This window comes from Gemmobacter caeni, from assembly GCF_003054195.1.
Taxonomy (GTDB): domain Bacteria; phylum Pseudomonadota; class Alphaproteobacteria; order Rhodobacterales; family Rhodobacteraceae; genus Gemmobacter; species Gemmobacter caeni.
Genome location: NZ_QBKP01000014.1, coordinates 104,651 through 121,895 on the forward strand (window position 1 = coordinate 104,651; position 17,245 = coordinate 121,895).

The following is a 17,245-nucleotide window of genomic DNA, read 5'->3' on the forward strand; positions in this document are numbered from 1 at the left end:
TCAGCTTTTCCGGCGAGTTAAGATATTCTGCGCCAGCGTTTCAAGGGCGCTTCTCAGCCCCTCGTCCTGCACGCCCTCGGCGGTGGCGCGTGCCTTGCTGGCGATTTCGGGCGCGACGGGTTTCGGCGCCGCAGGAGGCGCCGGAGCGAACTGCGCCTGTCCCTCGGCAAAGCCCGAGGGCGCGGTCTGGGTCAGGCTGATGCGGCCGATGGCAGCATAGCCGTAGCAGGCGTTCACCCGTTCTTGGATGCGCGGCAATTGCATCTGCACCATGGGCGCATCTGTGGGTTTGACCAGCAGCGTCAGCGTCGCCCCGAAGGCTCCGCGCGCGAAGCCCACCTTCACGGGCCGGGTGATGCGGGCCAGATCGGCGCCCACCACATCGGGCCAGTGGGTCAGAAGCCGCGTCACCGCGAAGCCCCGGCTTTCCCCCGCGCTGCGGATGCGATCCTTCAGCAAGCCCGAGGCCGCCTCGAACCCGCGCATGCGCCGACCCTGCCGCTGTGTGCGGTCGGGGCGGGGCGTATCGCCGCGGTTGTCCTCGGTCATGGGCCTGTCTCCGTGGCCTGTCTCGGTCATTGGCCTGTCTCGGTCTTTCGCAGCAGCTTAGCCGCCCGCAAGCCGACGGGCCAGCAGGCAGCATCGGAAAGACGCATAAAGATTGCGTGACAAGACAGGCGGCTTAGCCGCGCGGACGCAGGTCCAGCACGCGTTTCGCCTTGCCCTCGCTGCGTGGCGCGGTGCCGGGCGGGCCGAGACGCGCCGTGATGCTGATGCCCATCCCCTGTTTGACCCGCTTTTGCAGCCGGGACGCCAGTTCCACGCGGGCGGTTTCATCCAGGCCCGCCACGGTTTCGGCGACCACGGTCAGCGTGTCCATCCGCCCCTTGCGCGCCAGTTCGATCTGCCAGTGCGGCGCGAGGCCCGGCAATGCGAGGATCTGCTCCTCGATCTGCGAGGGGAACAGGTTCACCCCGCGCAGGATGATCATGTCGTCACTGCGCGCGGCGATCTTCTCGATCCGCCGCATCGAACGCGCGGTGCCGGGCAGCAGCCGCGTCAGATCGCGGGTGCGGTAGCGGATGATCGGCAGCGCCTCTTTCGTCAGCGAGGTCAGCACCAGCTCGCCCACCGCGCCGTCAGGCAGCACTTCGCCCGTGTCGGGGTTGATGATCTCGGGGTAGAAGTGATCCTCCCACAGATGCGGGCCATCCTTGGTTTCCACGCATTCCATGGCGACGCCCGGCCCCATCACTTCGGACAGGCCATAGCAATCAATGGCATGCATGTCGAATGCGGTTTCGATCTCGGCGCGCATGGCGTTGCTCCACGGCTCACCGCCGAACATCGAGGTGCGGAGCGGGCTGCGCGTCGGATCAAGGCCGCGCGCCCGGTATTCATCGAGGATCGACAGCATGTAGGAGGGGGTCGCACAGATCACCGTTGCGCCGAAATCCTCGATCAGGGTCACCTGCCGGGGCGTCATCCCGCCCGAGACCGGCACCACCGTGCAGCCCAGCCGCTCGGCGCCGTAATGCGCGCCGAAACCGCCGGTGAACAGGCCATAGCCATAGGCCACATGCACCACATCCCCGGGTCGCGCCCCCGCCGCGCGAAGCGAGCGCGCCATCAGCCCCGACCATGTATCCAGATCGTTGCGGGTATAGCCCACCACCGTGGGCTTGCCGGTGGTCCCGGACGAGGCATGCAGCCGGATCACCTGTTCGCGCGGCACGGCGAACATGCCGAACGGATAGGTCGCGCGCAGGTCATCCTTCACCGTGAAGGGAAACAGCCGGATATCTTCCAGCCGCTTCAGGTCAGACGGATGCACCCCATGCGCCCCGAACTTCGCACGCATCGCCGGGATATTCTCCCAGGCATGGGACAGCGACCATTTCAGTCGCTCCAGTTGCAGGGCCGCGATTTCATCGCGCGAGGCAGTCTCGATCGGGTCAAGACAGGCAGGATCGTTCATCTGGTCACGCATCATCGGCCATCCGGGCAGCTTTCCGGCCCGAGACTGGCGCCGGAATCAGGCGCGGTTATGGCTCGGGCGCGGCCTGCTCCGGTTCAGGCTACCGCTTTTTCGGCGGCGGGAATATAATTCAGCACCGGCGCCAGCCACCGTTCCGCCTCGTCCAGCGACATGCCCTTGCGGGCGGCATAATCCTGCACCTGATCGCGTTCCACCTTCGCCACGCCGAAGTAATAGCTTTCGGGATGCGCAAGATAGAGCCCCGACACCGAAGAACCCGGCCACATTGCCATGCTTTCCGTCAGCTGCACGCCGGTATGCGTTTCGGCCTCCAGCAGGCGGAACAGCATAAGCTTTTCGGTGTGATCGGGCTGGGCCGGATAGCCGGGGGCCGGACGGATGCCGCGATAGGGTTCACCGATCAGCTCCTGCGGATCGAAGGCCTCGTCCCGCGCATAGCCCCAAAGCTCGCGCCGCACGCGCTGATGCAGCATCTCGGCCATTGCCTCCGCATAGCGGTCGGCCAGCGCCTTGACCATGATCGCCGAATAATTGTCATTCGCGCGGTCAAAACGGTCGGCAATCGCCGCTTCCTCCGGACCGGCCGTCACAACGAACCCCCCGACATAATCGCGCGGCCCACCTTCAGGCGCCACGAAATCGGCGAGCGCCACATTGGGGCGCCCCGCCCGCTTGGCATGTTGCTGGCGCAGGCTGTGCAGGGTGGCCAGCGGCAGTTGGCGGTCCTCGCTCTGATACAGCCTGATGTCATCGCCCACCCCCTGTGCAGGCCAGAAACCGACGACCGCGCGCGGGCTGAACCAACGTTCCGCGATGATCCGCGCCAGCATGGCCTGCGCATCGGCAAACAGCGCGCGGGCGGCCTCGCCCTGCTTTTCATCCTCCAGAATCTTCGGATAGACGCCCTTCATCTCCCATGTCTGGAAGAATGGTGTCCAGTCGATATAGCGGGCAATCCCGGCCAGATCCCAGTCATTGACCGGCCGCACACCAAGTAATTGCGGCGCGGGCACCTGATAGCCTGCCCAATCGAGTTTCAGCGCATTCGCGCGCGCCTGCGCCAGCGGCAGCCGCAGCTTGGCCCGCTCGGCCCGTTCGTGGCGTTCGGTCACTTCGGCATATTCCGCCCGGATCCGGGCGACATAGGGCGCCTTCTGTGTCGGGCTGAGCAGGCTTCCCACCACCCCCACCGCACGGCTGGCGTCCAGCACATAAACCGCCGGGCCGGAATAGCGCGGCACAATCTTCACCGCCGTATGGACCTTCGAGGTCGTGGCCCCACCGATCAGCAAGGGAATCGCCAGCCCTGCCCGCTCCATTTCCGAGGCCATATGGATCATCTCGTCCAGCGAGGGGGTGATCAGGCCGGAAAGACCGATGGCATCGACCTTCTCGGCCTTCGCGACCTCAAGGATCTTCTGCGGCGGCACCATTACACCAAGGTCTATGATGTCGTAATTGTTGCAGGCCAGAACCACGCCGACGATGTTCTTGCCGATGTCATGCACATCGCCCTTGACCGTGGCCATCAGGATCTTGCCCGCGCTTTCACGCCCCGATCCGCCGTTCAGCCGCTTTTCCTCTTCCATGAACGGCAGCAGAACCGCCACGGCCTGTTTCATCACACGGGCCGATTTCACGACCTGCGGCAGGAACATCTTGCCCGCGCCGAACAGGTCACCCACCACATTCATCCCCGCCATCAGCGGGCCTTCGATCACATCCAGCGGGCGCGCGGCGGTAAGGCGCGCAGCCTCGGTATCGGCCTCTATGAATTCGGTGATGCCGTTCACCAGCGCATGTTCCAGCCGTTTCTCCACCGGCCAGTCACGCCAGGCCAGATCGCGGACCTTTTCTTCCTTTGCGCCTACCCGGAAGCGATCCGCGATCTCCAGCAGCCGGTCGGTCGCATCCGGACGGCGGTTGAGCACGACATCCTCGCAACGCGCGCGCAGATCGGGGTCGATCTGGTCATAGACCACAAGCTGCCCGGCATTGACGATACCCATGTCCATCCCCGCCGCGATGGCATGATACAGGAAGACGGCATGCATCGCCTCGCGCACCGCCTCATTGCCGCGAAAGCTGAACGAAAGGTTAGAGACGCCGCCCGATACATGTGCATACGGCAGGTTCGCGCGAATCCACCGCGTCGCCTCGATGAAATCGACACCGTAATTGTTGTGTTCCTCGATCCCGGTCGCCACGGCGAAGATATTGGGATCAAAGATGATGTCCTCGGGCGGGAAGCCGACTTCATCCACCAGAATGCGATAGGCGCGGGCACAGATCTCGGTCTTGCGCGCGAAGGTATCGGCCTGCCCCGTTTCATCAAAGGCCATGACGACCACGGCCGTGCCATAGGCCAGACACAGGCCCGCCTGATGCCGGAACGCCGCCTCCCCTTCCTTCATGCTGATGGAATTGACGACGGGCTTTCCCTGCACGCAGCGCAGGCCCGCCTCGATCACTTCCCATTTAGAGCTGTCGATCATCACCGGCACACGGGCGATGTCCGGCTCGGCGGCCAGCAGGTTCAGGAACTCGACCATGGCGGCCTTTGAATCGATCAGCCCCTCATCCATGTTGATGTCGATGATCTGTGCGCCGTTTTCCACCTGATCGCGCGCCACTTCCAGCGCAGCGGAATAGTCGCGGTTGACGATCAGCTTGCGGAACCGGGCCGAGCCGGTGACATTCGTGCGCTCCCCCACGTTCACGAAAGGAATGTCGGACGTCAGGGTGAAGGGTTCGAGGCCAGAGAGGCGCAGAAGCCGGGTCATTTCACACTCCTCGGGCGCAGGCCCGTCACGGCTTCCGCAATGGCGCGAATATGATCCGGCGTGGTGCCGCAGCAGCCGCCGACCACATTCACCAGCCCTTCGCGCGCGAAATCAGCCACTTGGCGGGCAGTTTCCTCGGGGCCTTCGTCATATTGGCCAAAGGCATTGGGCAGCCCGGCATTCGGATAGGCACAGATAGCCACATCCGCCGCCTGCGCGAGTTCGGTCAGATGCGGCCGCATGGCGCTGGCCCCCAGCGCACAGTTCAGCCCCACGGTGAAAGGCCGGGCATGAGCCACCGAATGCCAGAAAGCGGTCGGCGTCTGCCCCGACAACGTACGCCCCGAAGCATCGGTGATCGTGCCGGAAATCATCAGCGGGAGGCGCTGCCCTGCTTCGGCAAAAACCTCCGTACATGCAAAGATCGCCGCCTTGGCGTTCAGCGTGTCGAAGATGGTTTCGATCAGGATCAGATCGGCGCCGCCCTCAATCAGGCCCCGCACCTGCGCGCCGTAGGCGCGGCGCAGATCGTCGAAGGTGACGGCGCGATAACCGGGGTCGTTGACATCCGGGCTGAGGCTCGCCGTGCGGTTGGTCGGCCCCACCGCCCCGGCCACGAAGCGCGGCCTGCCGTCGATAGCCGTCGCCCGGTCCAGCGCCGCCCGCGCCAGCCGCGCGCCTGCAACATTCAGGTCATGCACCGCCGCTTCCATGCCGTAATCCGCCTGCGCGATGGTGGTGGCGGAAAAGGTATTGGTCTCGACAATATCAGCCCCCGCCATGGCATAGCGGAAATGGATCTCCTCCACTGCTGCGGGCTGGGTCAGGCTCAAAAGATCGTTGTTGCCCTTCTGCGGATGGTCCGAGTGATGGTGGCAGGCACATCCGTGAAAATCCTCCTCAGCCAGACCCAGCGCCTGGATCTGCGTGCCCATGGCCCCGTCGAGGATCAGGATACGCTTACGCACAAGATGGTTCAGAAGGTCGGTGTTCGGGCTGTCTGGAATCTGGAAAATCTGCATCGGATCATGGGCTTCTTCAGGAAGCCCGGACCCTAGGCAGATTGCCCGCAGGATTCAAATTCACATTTCTGGAAAAGGTTATGAGGAATTTCGATAATCCGGCCAGGCGCCTCTGGCTGGTTGCGGACCGGGGGTTTCACACCCCCGGACCCCCGTGGGATATTTGTGGACAGAAAATCCACTATATGCGGCGCCCTCATTTTCTGTCTGAAAATATCCTCGGGGGGTCCGGGGGGCGAAGCGCCCCCGGTCCGACAGATCAGTAGACGACCACAGCGCGGATCGACTTGCCTTCGTGCATCAGATCGAAGCCCTTGTTGATGTCCTCAAGGCTCAGCGTGTGGGTGATCATCGGGTCGATCTGGATCTTGCCGTCCATATACCAGTCAACGATTTTCGGCACATCGGTGCGGCCGCGCGCGCCGCCGAAGGCGGTGCCTTTCCACTGCCGCCCGGTGACCAGCTGGAAGGGCCGCGTGCTGATTTCGGCCCCCGCAGGTGCCACGCCGATCACCACCGAGACGCCCCAGCCGCGATGGGTGCATTCCAGCGCGTCACGCATCACCTTGACGTTGCCGGTGCAATCGAAGCTGTAATCCGCGCCGCCGATCTGATCGGCCGGGGTTTTCGTCATGTTGACGATATGCTGGACAACCGAACCCTCGATCTCTTTCGGGTTGACGAAATGGGTCATACCGAAGCGTTCGCCCCATTCCTTCTTGTCGTTGTTCAGATCGACCCCGATGATCATGTCGGCACCGGCGATCTTCAGGCCCTGAATCACATTCAGGCCGATGCCGCCCAGGCCGAAGACCACCGCCTTGGCGCCGATTTCCACTTTGGCGGTGTTGATCACCGCGCCGATGCCGGTGGTGACGCCGCAGCCGATGTAGCAGACCTTGTCAAAGGGCGCGTCGGGGCGGATCTTGGCCAGCGCGATTTCCGGCACCACGGTATGCTGCGCGAAAGTCGAGCAGCCCATGTAGTGATGGATCGGTGTGCCATCCAGCATCGAGAAGCGCGAGGTGCCGTCGGGCATCATGCCCTGGCCCTGCGTTGCGCGGATCGAGGTGCAGAGGTTGGTTTTCTGGCTAAGGCAGCTCGGGCATTCCCGGCATTCCGGGGTATACAGCGGGATGACGTGATCGCCGGGTTTCAGCGTGGTTACACCGGGGCCGCATTCGACCACGACGCCCGCGCCCTCATGGCCGAGAATCGCCGGGAACAACCCTTCCGGGTCGGCGCCGGACAGGGTGAATTCGTCAGTGTGGCAAATGCCGGTGGCCTTGATTTCCACCAGAACCTCGCCGAATTTCGGCCCTTCAAGGTTCACTTCCATGATCTCAAGCGGTTTTCCGGCGGCAACGGCCACCGCGGCACGGGTGCGCATAGGCTCCTCCCTCTGTCAATTTGGCACAAGCTGTGCGAAACACGGGGGAATTGCAACGCGGGAAACGGCACTGATGAAACGAGTTACGACCACCACCGCCCTGCTTCTGGCCCTTGCGACTGCGGCTTGCGCCCCCGCGCCCGAGCCCTATCAGCCTCCGGCTCCGGTGGTGACGCCGGGGATCGACCCGGTGACCGGGCAACCGATCGACGTGACGCCCGGCCTGAATGACCGCGAGCCCGATACCTGCCACGCGGCGGATTATCAGTATCTGAAGGGGCAGAACCAGTCTTCGGTGACGGCGGCGGGCATCACCCGGCCCACCCGGTTCGTGACACCCGGCGGGATCGTGAGCCAGGAAGAATATGATTCCTTCCGCATCAACTTCCACCTCGACCCGATGGGAACGGTGGTCCGCATCACCTGCGGCTGATCTTCTGCCCGCGGTTTACGCCCCCAGGCCCTGCGGCCGGTAGCGGCGGTGGGGCTCTTTCGCCAGACTGGAGCGACAGATGAGGATTTGCCTGGTGGCCTGTCTGCTTGTGCTGGCCGGATGCGGCCAGCCCCCCGAAGCGGGGGCGGGCACCTGCGGCGCCGGGCGGCTTGGCGGATGGATCGGGCAGCCCGCAACCGCGCTTGACGAACAGTATCTGCCGGAGGAGCATCGTCTGGTCGCGCCGGGCATGGCGGTGACACAGGACTATCGCCCGAACCGGCTGAATGTCTTGCTGGATCGGCAGGGCCGCATCACGGGCTTCCGCTGCGGCTGAACCGGAAGGAGAGCGATGATGCGCAAGAGCTTTGGATTTGTGGTGCTGGCAGGGGCGCTGGCGGGGTGTGTTCCGGCGGAAACGCCCCCTGCGGCCATTGGCGGCACCTGCGGCGCGGTGAACTGGCAACATCTTGTAGGCCAGCCGCGCACAGCCATCGGGCAGATCACGCATGAAGGCCCGATGCGGGTCATCGAACCCGGCATGGCGGTGACGATGGATTACGCCTCGGGCCGGATGAATGTTCTGCTGACCGAAAATGGACGTATCGAGGCCATCACCTGCGGCTGACACGCCTGCATGAACGCCCGGCCCATGACGGGCCGGGCGGCGCCTTGATCACATCCGATAGGCGGTATGGCAGGCCTTGCACGCGCCGCCGACCCCGGCCATTCCGGCCTTCACCCCGTCGAGCGAGGTTGCATCCAGCGCCCCGGCTGCGGTTTTCAGCGCGTCGGCCTTGGTGACGAAATCATCCCAGTTCGACCAGATCTCCGGCTTGGCCTCGGTTTCCGGGTCGGTCGCATTGGTTTCAAACTTCGCTGCGATCTCGGCCGATGCGGCCAGAATCGCCGCCTTGGCGGCCTCGGCCTTGGCGGCGTCAAAGTCGGCCTTGCCACCGGCCATATCGCCCAGCGCCTTCGTGTTGCCGCCGATGGTCTTCATCAGTTCCTGACGGGCTTTCACCGTGGGATCGGTGGCCTCGCCCTCGGCGAAGGCCATGCCGCCGGCAACGATCAGGCCAAGGGTCAGAATGCGCGTGGTCAATTTCATGGTCTGGCTCTCCTAGCTGGAATGCCCCCACTATAAACACGACTTTCAACGACGCGATAACCTTGCGGTGATCGGACGGGCCGGTCACGCGATTGTCAACGTGTCATTCCGGCTCGTATCCCGCGATCAGATGCCGCAGGCCGATCAGCGCACCCAGCGCAATCGCGGCCAGCGTCACGGGGCCGGACCAGGCCAGCGTGGCAAAGGCGCTGACGCCCTGCCCCACCGAACAGCCCAGCGCCACGACACCGCCGATCCCCATGAGCACAGCACCACCGACCTGACGGCCCAGCTCTCGCGGGTCTTCACAGGCCTCCCATTTGAAGAGGCCCCGCAGCGTCGATCCGGCAAGCGCCCCGACCATGACCCCCAGAACCGAGCCGACCGAGAAGGTGATCCCCCCGGCGGTCGAGGTCATCAGGAAAATCAGCGTCCGCCCCACCGGCGCGGTGAAAGAGGCGCTTTCGACCTGCACGGCGCCAAGGCTCGCATCATGCAGCCAGCTTGTGCCGACAAAGCACCAGACGACGGCCAGTCCCGCAGCCACGCCCCAGGCGATCATGCCGGGGCGTTCGCGCAGCGGGCGATGGGCCAGCGCCCAGCCGATGCAGGCCAGCCCCAGAACCGCCGCCGTCACCGCGACGGGCAGCCCGACCCAGCCCTGCAAGGCGACGCCAATACCCTGCGGCCCGGCCGCCTCGGGTTGCGGGAACAGGGCGACGCGCAAGGGGGCCAGCGGCCCCGACAGGGCAACGAAGCCGAAGATGCCCATGACGACCACGACGACCAGCGACCGCAGGTCGCCACCGCCGAACCGCACCAGAGCCCCAAAGCCGCAGTTCCCGGCCATGGCCATGCCATAGCCGAACACCAGCCCGCCGATGACCGAGGCGAGCGGATTCCAGGCGATGCTGTGGTAATAGGTGGCGGAAAGGTCAATCAGACCGGCCAGCGCACCAAACTGTGTGCCAAGAATCGCGACGCCCAGCACGATGCCCCACAGCCGCAGACGGCGCTGGTCCTTGCCATAGGCCGCACTTTCGAGGGCACCCAGCGTGCAGAAGTCCCCCAGCCGGGCCGCCAGACCCAGCACGGCACCACCCGCCAGACCCACCAGCGCGGCCAGAACCCCATAGGGCAGTTCATCCATCCTCGGTTCCTCCCGTGGTGGTGGCGCGGGTCATGCCCATCACCTGTCGACTTGGTTTTGCCGCGTCACTCCGGCTTGCAGAAAAGATGGCCCAGAACGCCCAGCATGCGCTCGACCCGCGGATCGAGGATCGAATAGAAGATCGCCTGCCCTTCCCGCCGCGCGCTGACCAGCCCCTCCAGTCGCAGCCGCGCCAGTTGCTGACTGACGACAGCCTGCCGCGAGGACAGCAGGTTTTCAAGTTCGGTCACGCTTTTCGCCCCGGAGGCGAGGTGGCACAGGATGGTCAGCCGCCCGTCATGCCCCAGCGCCTTGAGGAAATTGGCGGCATCCCCGGCCTGCGAAACCAGCCCCTCCAGTGACGGGAGGGGGGATACGCCGTGCTCCTGTTGTTCGCCATCGCGCAACTTCGACATCCCGATCCGCCTGCGCCCTTAATGCCGCCAGCGGGGCGCTATCGCAACAGAATCCCGCAGGAACAGGCACTTTAGCCGCAGGAACCGGGCTTTCGGCCTCAGCCGCCGGGAGGCTCTGCCTGCCGGATCAGCCCGCCCAGAAGCGGCCAGAAGAAATCCTCGCCCGGATAGCCCTCAATCCGCCCGACCTCGACGCCATCGGACAGGAGGACGAAGGTCGGGGTAAACAGCGGCGCGGTCGTGATCCGCACGCCCTCGGGCAGATCGGCGTGCAGATCAATCCGGGTCAGCGGCGCGGCCCGGCCTTCATCGGTCAGCGGATATTCGGGGCCCACCTCCTCGGTCCAGCGGGCGCAATAGATGCAGCCCGGCTGTTCAAACATCAGAAGGCGCAGCCCCGCCACGGCAGGGACGGCCCAGCCGCAGAGCAGCAGAACGGCGGCAACGAGGCCGAAACGAGTCATGTTGACAACCCTATAGTTGCATAGAAATATCCTAATCTGAAAATGCCCTTCCGGGCAAGCGACGCTTCGGGGAGGAGGCGATGCTGATGGATGTGAGTTTCGGCGGGGCCGCACTGGCCGGGTTGCTGGCGTTCTTTTCGCCCTGCATCCTGCCCATGGTGCCTTTTTACTTCAGCTACATGGGCGGCATGTCGGTGGCTGAACTGCGCGGACAGGGCCAGATCGCACCTGGCGCGCAACGGCGGCTGTTCATCTCGGCGCTGTTCTTCGCGCTGGGGGTCACCACCATTTTCGGGCTGATGGGACTCGGCGCTACAGCGGCGGGACAGGCGTTCCGCATGTGGAAGGAATGGCTGACCTATGCGGCGGCGGCGGTGATCTTTGTCTTCGGCCTGCATTTTCTGGGCGTGCTGCGCATCCCCTTCCTGCTGCGCGAAGCGCGAATGGAAAGCAAGGGCGACCCGAAAACCGTGGTCGGTGCCTATGTGATGGGTCTTGCCTTCGGCTTTGGCTGGACCGCCTGCGTCGGGCCGGTTCTCGCCTCGATCCTGCTGATCGCCTCGACCAAGGATACGCTGTGGCAGGGCACCGCGCTCGTGCTGACCTTCGGCCTTGCCATGACCTCACCCTTTGTCATCGCCGCCGCCTTCGCGCAGCCCTTCCTCCGCTGGGTGGCACGGCACCGCAACCTGATGGGCTATGTCGAAAAGGTGATGGGGGTGATGCTGCTGGTCTTTGCCATCCTGATCGCCACCAATTCCGTGACCCTCTTGTCGGACTGGCTGATCCGCAATTTCGACTGGTCCGCGACCCTGAAGTAAAGGAGCCTCCCATGCGCCGTATGCTTGCCACTGTCGCACTTGCGCTGCTGCCGCTGGCCAGCCCTGCCCTTGCGGTGGAGCTTGGTGATGACGGGCTGCACAAGCCCACATGGCTGCGCGAGACCTTCAAGGATCTGCGCGAGGATCTGGCGGAGGCCAATGCCGAAGGCAAGCGCCTGCTGGTCATCGTGGAACAGCGCGGCTGCATCTATTGCACCAAGATGCACGAAGAAGTCTTCCCCGATCCCGCCATAGACGCGCTGATCCGCGATTCCTACTTCGTCGTGCAGATGAACCTGTTCGGCGATGTCGAGGTGACGGATTTCGATGGCACCGTGCTGCCGGAAAAGGACATGGCGGTGCGCTGGGGGGTGATGTTCACGCCCACGATGATCTTCCTTCCCGAACAGGTGCCCGAGGGCCAAACGGCGGCTGAAGCCTCTGTCGCGCTGATGCCCGGCGCCTTCGGCAAGGGCACCACAGAGGCGCTGCTGACCTGGGTGCGGGACCATGGCTATGAAAATGGCGAACATTTCCAGAAATATCTGGCCAGTCGCATGGTTCCGGCCAACTGACCTCCGCTGCGGCGCGGCTTCTGCAATGCAGAAAGATATGAATATTCAAGAATACATATAAATCTATTGCATCCCCGCGCATACCGGCGCTATCGTCCGAGTCAGGGAGAGATCAGGGAGGATCGCAATGACACGCCACCTCGTGCAGGCGACGCTGCTGGCACTGGCCGCCGCGACGCCCGCCTTCAGCGATACCGCGCCGAAGGACGTGGTTTTTGAAGAGGGAGCCGTCGCGCAGTCGCTGACCGGCAAACCGGGCAACCCCGAAGAGGGGGTGAAGGTGATGACGACCAACGCACTGGGCAATTGCGTGGCCTGCCACGTCGTCGGCGCCCTGCCGGATGTGCAGTTCCCCGGAAATATCGCGCCGCCGCTGGATGGCGTCGCCGACCGCTACAGCGAGGCACAGCTCCGTGGCATCGTCGCCAATGCGAAGATGACCTTCGACGGCTCGTTCATGCCCGCCTTCTACAAGACAGATGGCTTCATCCGGCCCGGTGACGGCTACACCGGCAAGGCCGCCGGGGGTGAGTTGCCGCCGATCCTGAACGCCACACAGATCGAGGATGTGGTGGCCTATCTCGTCACTCTGAAAGAGTGACCGGACCGGCCCCGAGAAGTTTGAGGAGATCATGATGAACCTTTCCAGACGCGAAGCCCTGTGGGTCGGTCTCGGCGGGCTTGCGGCCGTGGCGACGCCCGGCGCGGTGCTTGCGGCCACCACGGAAGAGCTGACCAGTGCCTTCACCGGCGGCGCGGCCCCCGGTACTGACGGCATTACCCTGACCGCCCCGGAAATCGCCGAGAACGGCAATACCGTTCCGGTTTCCGTCAGCGCCCCCGGCGCGGTGGCGATCATGCTGCTGGCCACCGGCAACCCGGAACCGGCCGTCGCCACCTTCACCTTCGGCCCGGCGGCGGGCAGCCAGATGGCGGCGACCCGTATCCGCCTTGCCAAGACGCAGGATGTTGTGGCGCTGGCAAAAATGGCCGACGGCTCGGTCAAACAGGCGCAGGCCACCGTGAAAGTCACCATCGGCGGCTGCGGCGGCTGAGGCGGGAACAGGAGGAACACGACAATGGCAAATGATGCAAAACCGCGCGTGAAGGTTCCCAAATCGGCCAAGGCGGGCGAGGTGGTCACCATCAAGGCGCTCATCTCGCACAAGATGGAATCGGGGCAGCGCAAGGATGCCGACGGCAAGGTCATTCCGCGCTCGATCATCAATCGCTTCACCTGCGATCTGAACGGCGTGAACGTGATCGACGTGGCCATCGACCCGGCCGTTTCGACGAACCCCTATTTCGAATTCGACGCGAAGGTCGATGCGGCAGGCGAGTTCAAGTTCACCTGGTATGACGACGATGGCTCCGTCTACGAGGACGCGAAGCCCATCGAAGTCGCCTGATCGCGCAGCCACAGAGATTTCGGGGAGGAGAGATCATGCAGCAGCGCAAAGTGACATGGCTGGCCGCCACGGCCCTCGGCCTTGCCCTCACGGGCATGGCGATGGCCGATCCGGCGGAAGACACGCTGTCGGTGGAAACCGATGACGGCACCATCGACTTCGTGACCCAGACCGCGGCACCGGAATTCCTGAAGGGCCATCTGGACACGATCTATTCCGGCTGGCTGTTCCGCGAGGACGAGACGCGGGCGCTTCAGAAAGACGACTTCGACAACCCCGCAATGGTCTTCTATGACCGCGGCGTGGACCGCTGGAATGCCACCATCGGCAAGAACGGTGAGTCCTGCGCCGGTTGCCATCAGGGGCCGGAAAGCATGGCCGGCCTGCGCGCCGTGATGCCGCGCGTCGACGAAAAGTCGGGCAAGTTGATGATCATGGAAGACTACATCAACAACTGCGTGACCGAGCGTATGGGCCTTGAGAAATGGGGCACCACCTCGAACGAGATGAAGGACATGCTGTCGGTCATCTCGATGCAGTCGCGCGGCGAGATCGTCAACGTCAAGATCGACGGCGCCGCCGCTCCCTTCTGGGAAAAGGGCAAGGAAATCTACTACACCCGTTACGGGCAGCTTGAGATGTCCTGCGCCAATTGCCACGAAGACCACTACGGCCAGATGATCCGCGCCGACCACCTGAGCCAGGGGCAGATCAACGGCTTCCCGACCTATCGCCTGAAGGATGCGGGTATGGTCTCCGCCCAGCAGCGTTTCGTCGGCTGCGTCCGCGACACCCGCGCCGAAACCTTCAAGGCCGGTTCGGACGAGTTCAAGGCGCTGGAGCTTTACGTCGCCTCGCGCGGCAACGGGCTTTCAGTCGAGGGCGTTTCCGTCCGTCACTGACCGCTTTCCCGCGCCCCTTGCCGGGCGCGGGCATTCGTTTGGCAATTTACCGACAGGGCAACCGGCCTGACGCGCCTTCCGCGCGGCGGTTTCGTTTTGTCCGAAAGCAGGAGAGTGGCGGATGATCACCCGCAGGGAATTCCTTCAGGCGTCAGTGGCGGCCTCGGCGATCTATGGTCTGTCGGGCTTCGGCAACTGGTCGAAACTGGCGGCCCAACAGGCGCTGACCCAGGATCAGCTTTTGCAGTTCGACGATTTCGGCAATGTGACGCTGATCCATGTGACCGACATCCACGCGCAGCTGAAGCCGATCTTCTTCCGCGAGCCCGAGATCAATCTGGGCGTCGGCGACGCGCGCGGGAAGGTGCCGCATGTCACCGGCGCCGATTTCCTGAAGATGTTCAATATTCAGCCCGGTTCGCCCGAGGCCTATGCCCTGACCTGCGAGGATTTCACCGCGCTGGCCAAGGGCTATGGCCGCATGGGCGGCATGGATCGCGTAGCGACTGTGGTGAAGGCGATCCGCGCCGCACGGCCGGATTCGATCCTGCTGGACGGCGGCGATACCTGGCACGGCTCCATGACCTCGTTCCTGACCAAGGGTCAGGACATGGTGAATGTGATGAACGCGCTTGGCGTCGATGCGATGACGAGCCACTGGGAATGGACCTATGGCACCGACCGCGTGAAAGAGATCGTGGAAAGTCAGCTCAAATTCCCCTTCCTCGGCGCCAATATCTTTGACGCGGAATGGGACGAACCGGCTTTCGAGCCCTACAAGATCTTTGAAAAGGGCGGCCTGCGCATCGCGGTGATCGGGCAGGCCTTCCCCTACATGCCTATCGCCAACCCCGGCTGGATGTTCCCCGAATACAGCTTCGGCATCCGCGAGGAGCGTATGCAGGAAGTGGTGGACGAGGTCCGCGCCGAGGGCGTGGATCTGGTGGTCTGCCTGTCGCACAACGGCTTTGACGTGGATCGCAAGATGATTTCCCGCGTCAAGGGCATCGACGTGATCCTGACCGGCCACACCCATGACGCCGTGCCCGAGCCGGTGATCGTGGGCGACACCATCCTCATCGCCTCCGGCTCCAACGGCAAGTTCGTCAGCCGCGTCGATCTGGATGTGCGCGACGGCCGGATGATGGGCTTCCGCCACAAGCTGATCCCGATCTTCTCGGATGTCATCACGCCCGACGCCGAGATGGCCGCGCTGATCGACGCCGAACGCGCGCCCTTCAAGGACCAGCTGGAAGAAAAGATCGGCACCACCGAAAGCCTGCTTTACCGGCGCGGCAATTTCAACGGCTCGTGGGACGATTTGATCTGCGACGCCGTGCGGTCGGAACGGGACGCGCAGATCGCGCTCAGCCCCGGCGTCCGCTGGGGCACCACGCTGCTGCCCGGCGACGCCATCACCCGCGAGGATATCCACAACGTCACCTCGATGACCTACGGCCAGTGCTACCGCACCGAAATGACCGGCGAGACGCTGAAAACGGTGATGGAGGATGTGGCCGACAACCTGTTCAACACCGATCCCTACTATCAGCAGGGCGGCGACATGGTGCGCGTCGGCGGGCTGGCCTATTCCATCGACGTGTCGAAGCCGATCGGCAGCCGCATTTCCAACCTCGCGCTGACCGATACGGGCGAGGCCATCGACGCGGCGAAATCCTACACCGTCGCCGGCTGGGCCTCGGTCAATCAGGGCACCGAAGGCCCGCAGATCTGGGATGTGATCGAAAGCCATATCCGCAAGATCGGCACCGTCCGGCTGGAACCCAACACCTCGGTCACCGTGACCGGCATCTGAAGAATCCTAAGGAGAGTTCGCACCATGTCTGACGAACAGATGTCCGACGAACCGGCCACCACCAAAGGCCCCTCGCGCCGCGCCTTCCTGCGCAATGGCGCGCTGGCTGGCGCCGGTCTGGTGGCTGGTGGCACCGCCGCCCGCGCCGCCACGCCCGATCCGCTGATCACCGAAGTGCAGGATTGGGCCAGCGCCTTCGGCGACCCGGTGGATGCCGCGCCCTATGGCACGCCCATCCGGTTCGAAAGCCATGTCGTGCGGCGCAATGTCGAATGGCTGACCGAAAGCCCGGTCTCCTCCATCAACTTTACGCCGATTCATGCGCTGGAAGGCACGATCACCCCGCAGGGCTGCGCGTTTGAACGCCACCATTCCGGCGCTATCGAACTGTCGAAAGCCGATTACCGGCTGATGATCAATGGCCTTGTCGATCAGCCGCTCGTCTTCACCTTCGAAGACCTGCTGCGTTTCCCGCGCGCCACCACCACCGCCTTCCTCGAATGCGCGGCGAATGGCGGGATGGAATGGGGCGGCGCGCAGCTTGAGGGCTGCCAGTTCACCCAGGGCATGATTCACAACATGGAATATATCGGCGTGCCGCTGAAGGTGCTGTTGGCCGAGGCGGGGGTGAAGCCCGAAGGCAAGTGGATCTACGCCGAGGGCGCCGATGCTTCGTCCAACGGTCGCTCTATCCCGATGGAAAAGGCGATGGATGACGTCATGGTCGCCTTCTTCGCCAATGGCGAGGCGCTGCGCAAGGAACATGGCTATCCCGTGCGTCTGGTCGTGCCGGGCTGGGAAGGCAACATGTGGGTAAAGTGGCTGCGCCGCATCGGGGTCTATGACGCCGCCGTGGAAACCCACATTCTCCAAGTAAGTCGCTGATTTCGCTGTCGTAATCGTGATATTTCGCATATAAATCATGGCGTTGACGGCTGCGAGGGGCGCGTTTCA

At 64.0% G+C, this 17,245-nt stretch carries 19 protein-coding genes and 1 pseudogene; 11 read left to right on the forward strand and 9 right to left on the reverse strand.

Annotation, left to right across the window (positions count from 1 at the left end; genetic code table 11):
- From C8N34_RS18885 to C8N34_RS18905, 5 genes are all read right to left on the reverse strand, one after another.
- Window positions 1-486, reverse strand: a complete 486-nt coding sequence (locus C8N34_RS18885; protein ID WP_108130101.1) for a DUF721 domain-containing protein — start codon at window positions 484-486, stop codon at window positions 1-3.
- Window positions 487-682: 196 nt separating this feature from the next.
- Window positions 683-1,990 (reverse strand): phenylacetate--CoA ligase PaaK, encoded by a 1,308-nt coding sequence (paaK, locus tag C8N34_RS18890; RefSeq protein WP_108130102.1) that lies wholly within the window; start codon window positions 1,988-1,990, stop codon window positions 683-685.
- Window positions 1,991-2,073: 83 nt separating this feature from the next.
- A complete protein-coding gene (metH, locus tag C8N34_RS18895; protein ID WP_108130082.1) occupies window positions 2,074-4,782 on the reverse strand; it encodes a methionine synthase in 2,709 nt (902 codons plus the stop codon).
- Window positions 4,779-5,804, reverse strand: a complete 1,026-nt coding sequence (locus C8N34_RS18900; protein ID WP_108130083.1) for a homocysteine S-methyltransferase family protein — start codon at window positions 5,802-5,804, stop codon at window positions 4,779-4,781. The genes metH and C8N34_RS18900 overlap by 4 nt, the downstream gene beginning before the upstream one ends.
- Window positions 5,805-6,063: 259 nt before the next feature.
- A complete protein-coding gene (locus C8N34_RS18905) occupies window positions 6,064-7,194 on the reverse strand; it encodes an S-(hydroxymethyl)glutathione dehydrogenase/class III alcohol dehydrogenase (RefSeq protein ID WP_054301248.1) in 1,131 nt (376 codons plus the stop codon).
- 73 nt (window positions 7,195-7,267) lie between these two features.
- Here C8N34_RS18905 and C8N34_RS18910 point away from each other — a divergent pair, with 73 nt between their 5' ends.
- From C8N34_RS18910 to C8N34_RS18920, 3 genes are all read left to right on the forward strand, one after another.
- Window positions 7,268-7,627, forward strand: a complete 360-nt coding sequence (locus tag C8N34_RS18910; protein WP_108130084.1) for an I78 family peptidase inhibitor — start codon at window positions 7,268-7,270, stop codon at window positions 7,625-7,627.
- A gap of 79 nt (window positions 7,628-7,706) precedes the next feature.
- Complete coding sequence (locus C8N34_RS18915; RefSeq protein ID WP_054301250.1) at window positions 7,707-7,964, forward strand: I78 family peptidase inhibitor; 258 nt, start codon at window positions 7,707-7,709, stop codon at window positions 7,962-7,964.
- Between the two features lie 18 nt (window positions 7,965-7,982).
- Window positions 7,983-8,255, forward strand: a complete 273-nt coding sequence (locus C8N34_RS18920) for an I78 family peptidase inhibitor (protein WP_158640732.1) — start codon at window positions 7,983-7,985, stop codon at window positions 8,253-8,255.
- A gap of 48 nt (window positions 8,256-8,303) precedes the next feature.
- Here the strand turns inward: C8N34_RS18920 and C8N34_RS18925 are convergent, their stop codons facing one another.
- The 4 genes from C8N34_RS18925 to C8N34_RS18940 form a co-directional block, all read right to left on the reverse strand.
- Window positions 8,304-8,738 (reverse strand): c-type cytochrome, encoded by a 435-nt coding sequence (locus C8N34_RS18925; protein ID WP_108130086.1) that lies wholly within the window; start codon window positions 8,736-8,738, stop codon window positions 8,304-8,306.
- 103 nt (window positions 8,739-8,841) lie between these two features.
- Window positions 8,842-9,888 carry a YeeE/YedE family protein gene (locus C8N34_RS18930; protein WP_108130087.1) on the reverse strand — a complete coding sequence of 349 codons (1,047 nt, stop codon included), beginning with the start codon at window positions 9,886-9,888 and terminating at the stop codon, window positions 8,842-8,844.
- Between the two features lie 65 nt (window positions 9,889-9,953).
- Window positions 9,954-10,304 carry an ArsR/SmtB family transcription factor gene (locus C8N34_RS18935; RefSeq protein ID WP_108130088.1) on the reverse strand — a complete coding sequence of 117 codons (351 nt, stop codon included), beginning with the start codon at window positions 10,302-10,304 and terminating at the stop codon, window positions 9,954-9,956.
- Window positions 10,305-10,402: 98 nt separating this feature from the next.
- On the reverse strand, window positions 10,403-10,768 hold the full coding sequence (locus C8N34_RS18940; protein ID WP_108130089.1) for a thioredoxin domain-containing protein: 366 nt from the start codon (window positions 10,766-10,768) through the stop codon (window positions 10,403-10,405).
- An 83-nt stretch (window positions 10,769-10,851) separates the two neighbouring features.
- On the opposite strand from C8N34_RS18940, the gene C8N34_RS18945 reads away from it, so the two are divergent.
- The 8 genes and pseudogenes from C8N34_RS18945 to C8N34_RS18980 all read left to right on the forward strand — a co-directional run.
- The gene (locus C8N34_RS18945; RefSeq protein WP_108130103.1) at window positions 10,852-11,589 is read left to right on the forward strand and encodes a cytochrome c biogenesis CcdA family protein; all 738 of its coding nucleotides are present in this window, start codon (window positions 10,852-10,854) and stop codon (window positions 11,587-11,589) included.
- Between the two features lie 11 nt (window positions 11,590-11,600).
- Complete coding sequence (locus tag C8N34_RS18950; protein ID WP_108130090.1) at window positions 11,601-12,164, forward strand: thioredoxin family protein; 564 nt, start codon at window positions 11,601-11,603, stop codon at window positions 12,162-12,164.
- 127 nt (window positions 12,165-12,291) lie between these two features.
- Entirely contained in the window at window positions 12,292-12,765 is a 474-nt protein-coding gene (gene soxX / locus C8N34_RS18955) for a sulfur oxidation c-type cytochrome SoxX (protein ID WP_108130091.1), read from the forward strand.
- Window positions 12,766-12,799: 34 nt separating this feature from the next.
- Window positions 12,800-13,219, forward strand: coding sequence for a thiosulfate oxidation carrier protein SoxY (soxY, locus tag C8N34_RS18960; protein ID WP_108130104.1), 420 nt, complete (start codon window positions 12,800-12,802; stop codon window positions 13,217-13,219).
- A 24-nt stretch (window positions 13,220-13,243) separates the two neighbouring features.
- Entirely contained in the window at window positions 13,244-13,573 is a 330-nt protein-coding gene (gene soxZ, locus C8N34_RS18965) for a thiosulfate oxidation carrier complex protein SoxZ (protein WP_054301258.1), read from the forward strand.
- A gap of 35 nt (window positions 13,574-13,608) precedes the next feature.
- Complete coding sequence (gene soxA, locus C8N34_RS18970; protein ID WP_108130092.1) at window positions 13,609-14,475, forward strand: sulfur oxidation c-type cytochrome SoxA; 867 nt, start codon at window positions 13,609-13,611, stop codon at window positions 14,473-14,475.
- Window positions 14,476-14,596: 121 nt separating this feature from the next.
- A complete protein-coding gene (gene soxB / locus C8N34_RS18975; protein ID WP_108130093.1) occupies window positions 14,597-16,291 on the forward strand; it encodes a thiosulfohydrolase SoxB in 1,695 nt (564 codons plus the stop codon).
- A gap of 39 nt (window positions 16,292-16,330) precedes the next feature.
- A pseudogene (locus C8N34_RS18980) lies at window positions 16,331-17,152 on the forward strand (molybdopterin-dependent oxidoreductase); the annotation flags it as partial.
- Window positions 17,153-17,245: the final 93 nt, after the last annotated feature.